Raw genomic sequence first — 12,950 nt, 5'->3', positions numbered from 1 at the left:
TCATGTCCTCTATCCGATTCTATGGGAAATAACACTACTTCGTATGAGCCAGACAAAGGGAAAGATGTATAAACTGTTTTGCCTTCAAAATCCGATAAACCCTGTCTAAAATTTAGTGTATATAATGTCATATTTTTCTCCTTAAGTTAGCATAAATACTCTTCTTTGCTCTGCTTTATTAACCATGACTTTTGCCAAATGCATCATTTGTTGCCATAAAACATTCTCGCTAAACTTAATGCTACCTTAGCTCTTAAAGTGATAGTCATGTTCTCTTTCTCCGCATCCGATAACAAGTTGAATGCTGCAAGTAAAGAGAACGCTTCTACTCCCCCACTGTCGCTTCTTTCGGAAAATTCATTTCAATAGTCGCTTCTATTAACATAGCCATTTCTTCAAGCGTTGAACAAACCAAATCCGGATCTGCCAATTCTTTTGTAGAAGAATAGTACAAAGATGTTTTCAGAATATCAATTATCGGACTTATTTGATCAGCGCCTTCATCTGACATCTTCACTACGGCTTTCATGACCTCCGAAAGTTTTGCCTTTAATAAATACACTTCTGTGCCGGAACTAAGTTTTATTGTTTTCATAATTCGACACCAGCGCAAACAAATACCCATTCCACGTCCGAATTTAAATCCGATGAGAAATTTCCGCCTTTTTCTATATAAGCCGTACCTGCAGAAAATCTAAAACCGCTGGATAAATCCGTAATAGTTAATTGTTTTTCCGGGAATAAACCTCCGACTTCCGACAATTCTCTTTTAAATTCGTCTCGTAAAGCCCTATCCGACGGCACTCCTTTTGCCAGTTTTATAGTTACCCTGTATGATAAGCTTGAACCTGCGGAAACACGTAAAACATGTCCTCCCACTAATTCTTTCGTTGTTATAGGATCTGACAACGGTTCTATTGTAACGGCATCTCCTTCTTTAGAAAAACCGTCTATTCTATGGTCATTATACATAACCAATACGCGATTACCTTGCGCCGAATAAATCATATTATACCTCCAAAACTATTTTAACTGCTTCTATCGCCCCCGCAAATCTAAATCTATAGACCAAATGCCCATATATTCTAGATTCGATATCCTCTGTCGTCACATTTTCATAGCCCGACTCGCCCTCCAAATCCGTAATAACATTTGTTGAAACATAGTTTGACAGACAAGCCATACCCGCCGAAAACAACATTTCTGCGCCTTCTGCCGTATAAGGAACCGTATTGGCAGCCAATACCCGTAAAATAGCCTCTTGCAATCTAGCTTGTAATTGGTCTGCCAAAACTACTCTGTCTATGTATTCATCTGGTTTTACATCAGTTCCTTCTACTTTTACTGTTTTTGAGCCTTCAACAAAGTAATTTTTACCGAGGCGAACCGCCCCTATAGCATAATCCTGATTTCCCATAGCATTCCCATTTTGTCGCAATTCTCCCAAAGGCAGAGAACGAATAGGTCGAAGATATGTTGTAAAGCCTTTTAAAACATTTCCAGCTATCACTCCTGCTACCGACGCTGCTATAAATGCCTCGTCATATTCCTTATCGGCGCCCCATTCTTCTTTATAATACGCTACTGCTAAATGTGATAATCCTTCACCCGGCAATAATTGACTATTACTAAATTTCTCCCATTTTGTAATTGTTGTATCGACTCCATCTTTTTTCTTAGAAATTACAAAGAAATTATAGTTAAAATTACCTTCTTCATCTGCTTCTGACATTTTAAAATTAGTCGGGACTACATTGTCTGAAATAATTAAATTCAGATAATAATTGGAAGCTCCCGTTGTATTTGACGGATTATCTCCCAGCAATACACATTTAGGTGCGTATTGCAACACTCTGCTTATAATGTCAATTGTCGGTTTTGTAATATTTAAAGATAACGCTTGAGAAACACTTGTAATAACCAACGGTTCTTTTGGAGATCCTGTAGAATTATTTGGATTTTCATCTCCTCTCCAAATCCCATCTCCACCATAAATCGCCACAGTGTCAAATACAGCGTCCGCAAAATTATTAATAGAACGTTTATACTCAACTTGTACAAACTCATCCAACTTATTAGCCATTTTCTTTCTCCTTATTTAAAGAATATTCAAATTTCTCAATACTGTTTTGTTCCGGTGCCGCTACTTTTACTTCATAAATAACTTCTATCACTTGACCATTAAACCCGTTTTCCGCCTCTTGAGGTAAATCAGGATGAACTGATAAAGCCTTTATTGGATGTCTGTGTTCCCTTACTTCTATTGCATTAATGGTTTCTACAAATTTATCAGTGGAAATATGTATGGTGACTCTAAAATCCGCCACTTTATCATACAACATCGTTATTTCTCCTGCAATTCTCGGGGGAGAGGAATCAATGCTGACGAGAACTTCATGCAATAACATATCATATATTTCTCTTGCTGTCATATACCTCCACAAAATCTGATTTTAATATTGCCTTTTGACTCTTTTTTTAATATAAATATAGTATATCATTTTGAAAAATGTTTGAATTTTTTATATTTAGCAGTTTTCCCGCAATTTTATTTATGAATTTTACTTCTTTAAAATTTTCACTTTAATATAGTATTCAACGTATAGAAAATAACCCCCATCAGATTCAAAAAACGTTTATGAAAGAAAAAGGAGTGTTGTGATTTTTGCATGCTCTTTTGTAGTTTGATTTTTTGAATTCGAAATTTTTTCGTTTTTTCGTTCAAATTCCGTTTCTAATATTTTTGATACTTTTGAAGATAAAACATCGATTGAGGATTTTAGCGAATCAAAATTTTTATCGTTTGACAAGGATTCGTTTTCTTTTACCGTATGTGGATTTTTATCGGCATTTTTCGTTAATTCCAGTATAGCGTTTTCAAGCGGAAGTACTTTTTTATTAACTTCTTCGATTATCGACAATTTTATTTGTTCTATATTGTTTTTAATTTCTTCGTGCATTTCTTTAATAATATCGTTTACCTCTTCAATTATTTCATGCCTGTAAGAACCTGAAACATTGCCGTCTTGCAAAGGTTTTTTAGGAATACTTTTTTGAATTTCCTCTATAGTGTCTTTCAAATCGTTTTCGATACGTATTATATCCAAACGAATCGGCTCTAACTCTTCTTCCACTAAAACCGATGCAAAGTCGTTTAGCGATGCGGATAATTTTTTTTGCGATGGTTCCATATATTTTATACTTTCGTTTAATTTAACGTTTATTATCCATTAAATCCGATTTTTTGTATTATTTGCTCTATCGTTCTTAAATCTTTATCGTTTAAGTCAACAAATTTCAGACCGTTTGCGAAATGTCCAGGTTTTGCGTCCGGTTTACTCCATTGTGTTGTAAATGTTATGTCAAGGTCGCTAAAAAGCATATCGAACAAGTTATTATCCAAAATGATTCTTGCTTTTACGACAGAACCTATTTCAAATTGTTTGTCGCTTATAAGCATCATTCCGCCGGTAGTTAAATCTGCGATTCTTCCCAATTTATTATCGGCGTCTATGTCGATTACTTGTAAATAATAATATAGATTGCGCCGCGGGTTAACTCTCTTATTTTCAACTTTTTTTTGTATCATAAATTTAGTTCTCCTTAAATTTTATACTATAAATAAAAATTAAAAATTTTTATAAAAATAATTTTTGGTAAATTGGAATAAATTATATTTCTTAAATATGTATATAAATAATTTTACGATTTGGTAATTCTTTATGAGAAAAGTTTTTTTTGTTTTTAATCTTTTGTTTTTAATGTTGAATGCGCAAACGCCAAAAATCGCTTTGTCTAAAGATTCTCTTGCACTTGGAGAATCATGCACGATGAGCGTTTATTTTAAGGAAGAAAACATAAAATCAATCGCTATCCTTAATCCTTCGGAATGGCTTGGAGGAGTTCGTTTTCACGATGTTAAGGAAATTTTCTCGCAAAATGAAAGAATTTTTGAAATAATAACCTCTTTTTACGAAACTCCTGTTTGCACAATTCCGGAAATTTCTTTTTTGGTTGAAAAATCAGACGGAGCAAGAGATACCGTAAAAACAGAAATACGGGTCGTAAGAGTTCCTTCTATATTTGAAAAATTAGATACGAATCAATTAAAAAAAATTAAAACGCTCGGTTTGCCTGATCCTATGAGTGCGGGAAAATTATCTTTTTTGTATATTATTATCGCGGCGCTTGCAATATGTTTTGCGTTTCTTATCGCAAAATATATATTGAGAAAAAACAAAAAAAGTAAAATATTGAATATTCCGCCTTTTGAAGAAGCGGTTGCGGAATTAGAAAATCTTGATAAACTTGAGTTGATTGAAAAAGGTGAATTTAAGCGTTTTGTGTTTTCTATTTCTATTATTTTGAAAAGATATGTTTCGCGCAGATATGATGTTTCAATTGAAGAGGCGACGTCAACTGAGTTCAAACAATGGCTGAGAAAAAGCGAATTGGATAGAGAGGATAAAATTATTTTGGAAAAATTTATAAATGAAACCGATCCTGTTAAATTTGCGGATTTTATTCCAAGTGCGGCAATTGTGAAAGAATTGCGGGCTGTGGTCGGAGAATTTGTTAATAGAACTCGTCCGATTGAAAATCCGACATAGGTAGAAAATATAATTTAATATGAATAAGGAGAAAAAATGTTATGTATAACGACAAGATTTTTATGAAAATAATTCGGTTTGTGACCGCTAAAAAATTGGAAGACGGCGATATTTTATCAATTAAGGATATGCATGATGTAATGAGGATTTCATTCGGATTTATTTCTATAGTTTTAGGAATAATATTTACGTCGTTTTGGGGAATGCTGAATTATTTGGTTGATAGAAGCATTGTTTCGGTTCTTTTTGAATATTCCTGCGTAGCGATACTTATTATATCGCTTATAAATCTTTTGCGCGGCGAAAGTTTTTATTTAAACGGTTCAATTATTCCGATAATTGTTTATTCGGCAATATTTTTATATTTGTTTTATGATGGCGGAGAAGACGGAACCAAAGGGCTTTGGATTGTTATTTTACCGCTTTTGAACATATTTTTATGCGGTTCAAAATTCGGGCTCATCATTTCTATTTTTGAATATTTAATTATTTTGGCTTTGGGTTTAACGGACGATATCGGCTGGAATTATTCGCCTTACCAACTTTTGAAATATTCCGGCGTTTATTGGGCTATTTTTGCTTTGGCTTTTGTTTTTGAGTTGGTAAGGAGCGTGTATGAAGAAAATATCAGTCGTTTGAATGTATTGATAGCCAACAAAAACGAATTAATGAAAAAGAGTGAAAACTTTGAAGATTGGTTGGGAATATATAGTTGGAACGGATTTTCTACGGTAAGTTATATAACATGGAAACAAGCGGTAAGGGACAGCGTCTCAGTTTCGATTTTGATGATAGAAGTGGATGCGTTTGAGGAACTTAATAAAAAATACGGGTATTGGGCTTGTGAAGATGTTTTGAAGCAAACCGTCACTATTATTCATAAAAATGTAAGAAGACCTTTGGACTCAATAGGAAGATACAGGTATAATGTATGTTGCGCGCTTTTGTATTCGGCGGACATAGATTCTGCGACTCTAATAGCTGAGAAAATTTATTACGAAGTTAAAAATCACAAATTTAAACATGCGGGATTTGAAGTAGATATATCTACAACCGTCAGCATAGGTATCGCTTCCGAAGCGGAGCCGTCCGCATTAGATAATTCTTTGGATGAAATAATATCGCGAGCCGATGCTAATTTGCAGAAGGCAAAAAAAGAAAACGGTAACATTTGCTATTTTGAAGGAAGTAAAGAATGAGGTTTCATTCGCCGCAGGCATTTTATTTACTGATTTTAGTAATTCCGATGATCGCTTACTATATTTACAGAGAAAAAACGAGTAAAACTGCGGTTCGTTATTCCGATCTTTCCGCGCTCAAATCAATAAAGCCGAGTTTTGCGGTTTTTGCACGGCATATTCTCATAGTTTTGAAAGTAATCGGGTTTTCACTTTTGGTAGTCGCGCTTGCAAGACCGCAGCAGGGAACCTCGTTTGAAGAAATAACGACTCACGGCGTCGATATTATGGTTGCTTTGGATATTTCCGGTAGTATGGAAGCGCTGGATTTTAAACCGGCAAATCGATTAGAAGTCGCCAAGAAATGCCTCGTGGATTTTATCGACAAACGCAGCAGCGATAGAATAGGGCTTGTAGTTTTTGCGGGGAGAGCGTACACAAAATGCCCGCTCACTTTAGATTACGATTTGCTTCGACAATTTGTGGGCGAAGTTTCGTTTGATTTACTTGACGACCAAGGTACGGCAATAGGTACGGCAATAGCGACGGCGGCAAATCGCTTGAAAGAAAGCAAAGGGAAAAGTAAAGTTATGATTTTACTTACCGACGGTGCGAATAACCGCGGCGATGTTTCGCCTGTCGCTGCGGCAAAAGCGTGCGCACAATTGGGGATTAAAATTTATTCCATAGGAATCGGAAAGCGCGGAGAAGTGCCGTTTCCTGTCAAAGTGCAAAATCCTTTCACCGGTAAAATTTCGACGGAAATTCGGATGACGGAATCGGATTTGGACGAGGAGACTCTCAAAAAAATATCCCAGGAAACCGGAGGAAAATTTTTTAGGGCGCAAAACACGAGCGAATTGCAAAAAATTTACGAGGATATCGACAGTATGGAGAAAAGTTCGGTCGAAAGCAAGGTATTTACCGATTGGAACGAGAAATTTTATCCGTATCTTATTTGCGGTTTTATTTTGTTGTGTCTTGAATTTATCTTACGACAAACACGTTTCAGGAGGATTGGATAATGTGTTTTGGTTCTCCCGATTTTTTATGGGCGTATTCGCTAATTCCGTTTTTTATTTTGCTGTATATTTTGTTTTCTGCAATGCGAAGTAATTTTTATAGAAAATTCGGCGAAACAGAGGTCGTCTATAGATTATTTCCGAAAGAATATTTTAATTTTCGTCCGCTTAAAGCGACGATTTTCATTTTTGCGTTCTCGCTTTTGATTTTTGCGCTCGCCCGTCCACGTTTCGGTGTGAAAACAGAAATGGTTGAGCGAAAGGGCATAGATATTTTTATAGCGCTGGATATTTCAAAAAGTATGCTTGCGCAAGACATCGCTCCGAACCGAATAACGCGGGCGAAATATGAAATTTCAAAATTGCTTGATATGTTTTCAGGCGACAGGATAGGACTTATAGTTTTTGCCGGAACGAGCTTTACGCAAATGCCGCTAACTTTGGATTACGGTGCGGCGAAAATGTTTTTGGAATCTGTAAATACCGATTGGATTAGTTCACAGGGAACAGATTTATCAGGCGCTATTGAGTTGGCGCGAAAATCGTTTGTAAAAAGCGGCGTTTCAAAAGTTTTATTAATAATTTCCGACGGAGAAGAGAATCAAGGCGACGCCGTGAAATCGGCAAAATTGGCTGCACAAGACGGGATTATTGTACATTGCGTAGGAGTAGGTTCGGAAAGCGGTTCGCCGATTCCAGAACAAAAGAATGGCAATTCGGTTGTTTACAAAAAGGAAAAAAACGGGAACATAGTTCTTACGCGCCTAAACTCCAAAACACTTGAAGAAATTGCGATTGCGGCTAACGGGAAGTATTTTTTTGCGGGGATCGACTTGAATTTGCAGGAAATTTACAAAGAAATAAGCGACATGAAAAAAAATGATTTTGGAACGGCAAAACAGGCGAGATTCAATGAACAGTATCAATTGTTTTTATTTATTGCTCTTATTTTGTTTTTACTGGAATATTTTTTACCGGATGCTATCGTCAAGAAAAACGAATGGACCGGAAGATTTTCGTGATATTTGAGAATAAAAATAAACAACGAATAGAGATATTTGCAGCGCTCGGATTATGCGGCGTTGCCGATGTCGATCGTCTAAAAAAAATTTTGCTTACCAATAAAGGTGTTATTGCCGTAAACGTAAATCCTTTCATTGAAAAAGCATACGTTAATTTTAATACGTCGGAAACGAAGATCGAGAATATAATAGATACTGCGCAAAGTCACGGGTATCATTTTGAATTGCTTAACGAAAATACTGAAACCGCTGTAAAACAGTATCGTGAATTTGAATACAATTCGTTAAAACGCAATTTACTTCTATGTTTAATTTTGGCGTTTCCGCTTTTTACTACAATGTTTTTAGGTTGGTTTAACATTAATTCTCCTTTGGTGGATTTTTTAACAAAACCGGTAATTCAACTTATTTTTGTGACACCGATAATGTTGCTTTTAGGAACAAAAAGTATTGTTATGGCGTTAAAAAATACATATTCGATTTATACCTTAGCGTCACTTGGGAGTTTTAGTGCGTATTTTTTGAGTGTATATTACGGTTTTTTAGAAAAAGATACTCGTTTTTTATATTTTGATGTTTCGGTTATAATTTTGATCGTTGTCCATTTTACAAGATTTTTGGATGTTTTTGCTAAGTTAAAAGTTATGAAAGAACCGTGTGTTATTAATAAATGTTTAACAAATATCGTAACTAAAATCCGTTATGACGGCGAAGAAGAATTATTTAGTGTAGATAATATTGAAAAAGACAATATTTTGATTGTTAAATGCGGCGAACAAATTGCCGTTGACGGAATTATAATTTCAGGGGAAACATTGGTAGATGAAAGCATATTTACAGGCGCGTGTATTCCAATACCCAAAAAAGTCGGCGACGTCGTTTATGCGGGAACAATAAATATTGTGAATTCTATAACGATTTCGGTTTGTGCAATCGGTGAAGATACCAAATTTTCAAAAACTGTCAACAAAGCCAAGTGCGCCAAGATTGATAAAGATAACATAGATAGTATCAACGAGAAATTATCAAAAGTATTTATTGTTACCGGATTGACAATAGTGATCGTGATCGCTATTGTCAATATTGTTTATCAGAAAAATCCAATTGATATTTTTACAACCGGTATGAGCGTTTTATTGACGCTTTGTCCATGCTCGTTGTGGCTTGCAAAAGTTGCTGCGATAAATTCTGCGAAAGCGATTTGTGCAAGATATGGGATATTTTTTAAAGTTGACGAGGCAATGGAAATCCTCAAAAGAATAAATTTCTTGATTTTAGAGAAAAATGACGTAATAACTTCCGGGGAACTTTCTGTTGTTGACGTAAAGAGTTTGGATCCCGATTGCAGTATTGAAAAACTTTACGATATTTTGTATTCGGTATCAAGCAATTCGAGTCATTCTATAGCAAAAATAATAACTCAATATTGTAAAAGCAAGGGAGCTAAAACGCTTGATTGCGTCGGAGTGGAACTTAGCTTTGGCGGAGTAAAATGCAAAATCGGCGCAGAAGTTTATTCTATCGGCAATTATGATTATTCGTTAAATCAGAACGGTAAACTTGACATAGTAGCAGGTTTATGTAATCAATGTGAACTTGACGGAGAAATTTTGAATATTGTTCTGAAGGACGGTAAAGTTATAGCGGTGATTTCTCTTGTCGAAATAATTCGCGAAACGGTATTTGCGGCGGCGGACGAACTTCGTAAAGCGGATGTTTCAATTCGAGTTATGACGCAAGGCGGCTATAATTCTGCGGTAAGAATTTCAAATTTATTAGGAATCTCGTCGGATAAGATTATAGTCGAACATAGTCGTGAAGAAAAATGTGAAAGCATTGAAAGTATAATAGAGCAAGATAAAAAAATTGCAATGGTTGGCAGCGGATTAAATAACGCAATTATTTTGTCGAAAGCGCATGTCGGAATTTCTATGTGCGGCAAAACAAATGCTTTGGCGGATATTTCAGATGTTATTATTAAAAATGACGATTTACTGAATGTGTATCGCGCTATAGAGGTTTCTCGCGGCACAGTACGCATAATAAATCAAAACATAATTTTATCTTGTGTTTTTAATATCGTTGAAGTCCCATTTGTACTTTTAGGTATATTGTCTCCGGCGATTGTGAGTTTGGCTATGATAATCAGTTTTGTATGCATTATTGCCAATTCTTTACGTATAAGGTATAAGAAAATCCGATTTTTATTTGCAGAAAATAAGTAAAATGTAATATAAGTTTTATAGGTAGAATAGGTGGTTATGAATCCGCAAATTGCAGTTATTTTCATTATAATAATTTCTCTTTCGCTTACTGTCCATGAAATAGCGCACGGATACGCAGCCTATCGTTTGGGCGATATGACGGCTAAAAATGCCGGACGTTTATCGTTTAATCCGCTTTCGCATTTGGATTTTATGGGAACGGCCGTATTTTTGTTTTCGTTGATTGCGTTTAATATGCCGTTTGGTTGGGCAAAACCGGTTCCGGTAGATGTTTCACAACTGAGAAATCCCAAAAGAGATATGGTTTGGGTTGCTTTTGCAGGACCGCTTTCAAATATCGTTTTTGCACTGATAATCGCTTATACCGCAAATATGCTTGTTTCAGCAATCGTTATTTCTGACGTTTTACAATATGCGTTTTATATGACAGTTAGAATTAATTTGGGACTTGCTGTTTTTAATTTAATTCCTATTTATCCGCTTGACGGTTTTCGTGTGGCAGTAGGTGTTCTGACACAGAAACAGGCGGAAAGTTATGTTAAAATTACAAGATTTGCTCCACAAATTTTATTTGGAATAATTATTCTGGAACGCATAATTCAATATCCGATTTTGTCAAAAATTCTTTCTCCGATTTTTAATGTGTGGTTTTCTTTTTGGGAAAAAATTATAGGCTTTTAATTATTTTGCACATCTGATACCAATGCTTATTTCTGCGGCTTCCGGAGAAAACCAGTGCCGGTTTGTACTGCGCAGTGAATTTTCATCGCTATACCATCCGCCGCCGCGGATTACGTTAAAACGTCCGACCGTCGCGCCTTTCGGGTCTTTTTGTGGAGAATATGTGTAATAATTCTGCTCGTACTTGTCATTGATCCATTCCCAGACATTTCCGTTCATATCTGTTAGTTTGTATTCACCTGTCGGACTGTTTGTGTAAACGGAGGTTGAATTTCTGCTTCTAAAGCGGGCGTTGCTGTGAGTCGGTTTCTCGTTTCCCCATGAATAGATTGTTTTTCCGCCGTTAGTCGCCGCATATTCCCATTCGGCTTCTGTCGGGAGACGTCCGGAGCGGAATTTGCAGTATTCGACCGCTTGCTTCCAAGAAACACAAACTACCGGATTATCTTCTGCAAGGAGTTCTTCGTGCGGATTAATTTTGGAAAGTCCCTGATTTGTCCACAAGAAACACAAACCGTCTTTATAGTGAGGTTTAGAACATTTTCCAGCGGTGACGCATTCGTTATAATCTTTATTGCTTACTTGTCGTTTATCAATTTTGTAGTCGCTGAGTGTAACCGAATGAATCGGTGTTTCATCGCTACTGCCATGTTCGCTTCCCATATTGAACGAACCACCGGATATGCTTACGCTTTCGCTAATAGCAAACAACGTGTACGAAAACGAAAACGCTATTATAATAGACGGTTTTAAATTCATTAAATCCTCACTGTCTGTTATATTCTTGCATTCCCATTAGAAGAACCATAACGGACAAAAATACAATTATCCCGATTTTATCAATTTTTTTCTTTTTTTTCTCAGTCTCTTCTGTTTCAACAATATCTTCTTTTTCTGATTTTGATTTTGCTAAATTTGATCCTTTTGTTTTTGGATTTTGTGAAATAGCGCTTTTTTGCGAAGTCGTACTTTCCGGTACGAGATTTGTATAAAGTGTATCTTTTTGTCCAGATTGCAAATTTATGGTAGTGTCAAACAGTTCGTAACCGTCTTTTAATATCATAAAATTATACTCTTCCGGTTTTAGATTGTGCGCTGTAAACGGTGAAACGCCGACTTTTTTACGGTTTATCAGAATTGAAGCCGAATTTGGTTCTGTAATAAATGAAATCGACGATGGTTCCCGCAATTCTATATTTATAGTTGAAAGCGTGTCGGATGAGTAATTTGAAGTGATTCTTTTTTGATAAAATCCTTTTTTTCTTGCTAAAAACGAATATACGCCGTCTTGCAGAGTGTCCAAAACAAATGGCGTAAATCCAAGAATTATACTGTCTAAAAGGATTTCGACAGAATCTGTATTCGCAATAAATAATAAACCCTTTTTCCCTGATATATCCGGCATAATTGAATTAAACGGAATTTCTTCTTCGGCGGTATCTTCAAAATAAAGCGTGTCTGTTTGCGATAAATTATTTTCTTGCGCAGGCAGAAGCATAAAACATAATAAGGCGAATAAAAGTAATTTTTTCAATGAAAATTCCTCGTTTTAATTTATAATAAAGAATCGCTGATAAAATACAATTTTATTTGAATTAAAGGCGAAGAATTTTAAATAATGGCTAAAATATTTTATTAGGACTTATAAGGCGGTTGTCGTACAGCTCAAAAAAGGAAGTAGAATTCTAGGATTTTAAGATTCCTGTCGGATGTGCAACGATATAATTCAAATGTTTTCCCGAACAATGGATATCACATCCTTTACAAAGTTCTATATCTTTTCGTCTATGAAATCTCATTAATGTTAAAATTTCTTCTCGTCTCTTATCTGTCCAAATTTCTTCAATGGATTGTTCTTTAATATTACCCAGCGTCATTTTTCCTAATGCGTCATTGCAACATAAACTGATTCCGCAGTCAGCCCTTATTATTAATTGTAAAAACGGCAATGGACACATAGTAATATTTGATTTCTTGAGTTTTGGTTTATTGGGCGCACTGCCTCCTCTATTACTCAAAATTTGATTATTATACCTTAAATGAATTTCACATTTCATTGCAAACTTTTGATTTTTATATTTATTATAAATTTTTAAAAGGTTCAATCCTAGTTAAACAAAAATTATTTTGTTGTAATACTAGGAGGGACAATGGAAAACAAATATATAATTCGTTCAAGAATTTCAGAGCATAAATTTAGGGAGATTCTAAA

15 protein-coding genes are annotated in these 12,950 nt (G+C 35.4%); 6 read left to right on the top strand and 9 right to left on the bottom strand.

What is annotated here, in order from left to right:
• Window positions 1-325: 325 nt before the first annotated feature.
• The 6 genes from LBH98_04280 to LBH98_04255 form a co-directional block, all read right to left on the bottom strand.
• The gene (locus LBH98_04280) at window positions 326-595 is read right to left on the bottom strand and encodes a hypothetical protein (GenBank protein ID MDR0303976.1); all 270 of its coding nucleotides are present in this window, start codon (window positions 593-595) and stop codon (window positions 326-328) included.
• Window positions 592-1,008: a hypothetical protein gene (locus LBH98_04275; protein MDR0303975.1), complete on the bottom strand. Its 417-nt coding sequence runs from the start codon at window positions 1,006-1,008 to the stop codon at window positions 592-594. Before LBH98_04275 ends, LBH98_04280 begins: the two co-directional genes overlap by 4 nt.
• Before the next feature lies 1 nt (window position 1,009).
• The gene (locus LBH98_04270; protein MDR0303974.1) at window positions 1,010-2,083 is read right to left on the bottom strand and encodes a hypothetical protein; all 1,074 of its coding nucleotides are present in this window, start codon (window positions 2,081-2,083) and stop codon (window positions 1,010-1,012) included.
• Window positions 2,076-2,432, bottom strand: a complete 357-nt coding sequence (locus tag LBH98_04265; protein MDR0303973.1) for a hypothetical protein — start codon at window positions 2,430-2,432, stop codon at window positions 2,076-2,078. Before LBH98_04265 ends, LBH98_04270 begins: the two co-directional genes overlap by 8 nt.
• Window positions 2,433-2,636: 204 nt before the next feature.
• Window positions 2,637-3,191 (bottom strand): hypothetical protein, encoded by a 555-nt coding sequence (locus tag LBH98_04260; GenBank protein MDR0303972.1) that lies wholly within the window; start codon window positions 3,189-3,191, stop codon window positions 2,637-2,639.
• Between the two features lie 32 nt (window positions 3,192-3,223).
• Complete coding sequence (locus tag LBH98_04255; GenBank protein ID MDR0303971.1) at window positions 3,224-3,589, bottom strand: PilZ domain-containing protein; 366 nt, start codon at window positions 3,587-3,589, stop codon at window positions 3,224-3,226.
• 133 nt (window positions 3,590-3,722) lie between these two features.
• Here LBH98_04255 and LBH98_04250 point away from each other — a divergent pair, with 133 nt between their 5' ends.
• Genes LBH98_04250 through LBH98_04225 form a run of 6 tightly spaced genes read left to right on the top strand, consistent with a single transcriptional unit; the run spans window position 3,723 to window position 10,738 of the window.
• Window positions 3,723-4,610, top strand: coding sequence for a hypothetical protein (locus LBH98_04250; GenBank protein ID MDR0303970.1), 888 nt, complete (start codon window positions 3,723-3,725; stop codon window positions 4,608-4,610).
• Between the two features lie 41 nt (window positions 4,611-4,651).
• Complete coding sequence (locus LBH98_04245) at window positions 4,652-5,809, top strand: GGDEF domain-containing protein (protein MDR0303969.1); 1,158 nt, start codon at window positions 4,652-4,654, stop codon at window positions 5,807-5,809.
• Window positions 5,806-6,813 carry a VWA domain-containing protein gene (locus tag LBH98_04240; protein ID MDR0303968.1) on the top strand — a complete coding sequence of 336 codons (1,008 nt, stop codon included), beginning with the start codon at window positions 5,806-5,808 and terminating at the stop codon, window positions 6,811-6,813. Before LBH98_04245 ends, LBH98_04240 begins: the two co-directional genes overlap by 4 nt.
• Window positions 6,813-7,832 carry a VWA domain-containing protein gene (locus tag LBH98_04235; protein MDR0303967.1) on the top strand — a complete coding sequence of 340 codons (1,020 nt, stop codon included), beginning with the start codon at window positions 6,813-6,815 and terminating at the stop codon, window positions 7,830-7,832. The genes LBH98_04240 and LBH98_04235 overlap by 1 nt, the downstream gene beginning before the upstream one ends.
• Complete coding sequence (locus LBH98_04230) at window positions 7,811-10,057, top strand: HAD family hydrolase (protein ID MDR0303966.1); 2,247 nt, start codon at window positions 7,811-7,813, stop codon at window positions 10,055-10,057. The genes LBH98_04235 and LBH98_04230 overlap by 22 nt, the downstream gene beginning before the upstream one ends.
• 36 nt (window positions 10,058-10,093) lie before the next feature.
• Window positions 10,094-10,738, top strand: coding sequence for a site-2 protease family protein (locus LBH98_04225; protein ID MDR0303965.1), 645 nt, complete (start codon window positions 10,094-10,096; stop codon window positions 10,736-10,738).
• Here LBH98_04225 and LBH98_04220 read toward each other — a convergent pair whose 3' ends face one another.
• From LBH98_04220 to LBH98_04210, 3 genes are all read right to left on the bottom strand, one after another.
• Window positions 10,739-11,497: a formylglycine-generating enzyme family protein gene (locus LBH98_04220; protein MDR0303964.1), complete on the bottom strand. Its 759-nt coding sequence runs from the start codon at window positions 11,495-11,497 to the stop codon at window positions 10,739-10,741.
• Between the two features lie 7 nt (window positions 11,498-11,504).
• Window positions 11,505-12,272: a PEGA domain-containing protein gene (locus tag LBH98_04215; protein ID MDR0303963.1), complete on the bottom strand. Its 768-nt coding sequence runs from the start codon at window positions 12,270-12,272 to the stop codon at window positions 11,505-11,507.
• Window positions 12,273-12,423: 151 nt separating this feature from the next.
• Window positions 12,424-12,795 (bottom strand): SPASM domain-containing protein, encoded by a 372-nt coding sequence (locus LBH98_04210; protein ID MDR0303962.1) that lies wholly within the window; start codon window positions 12,793-12,795, stop codon window positions 12,424-12,426.
• Window positions 12,796-12,950: the final 155 nt, after the last annotated feature.

It is taken from the genome of Chitinispirillales bacterium (assembly GCA_031254455.1).
In the GTDB taxonomy this organism is placed as follows: domain Bacteria; phylum Fibrobacterota; class Chitinivibrionia; order Chitinivibrionales; family Chitinivibrionaceae; genus WRFX01.
This window is presented reverse-complemented; position numbering and strand designations above follow the sequence as displayed.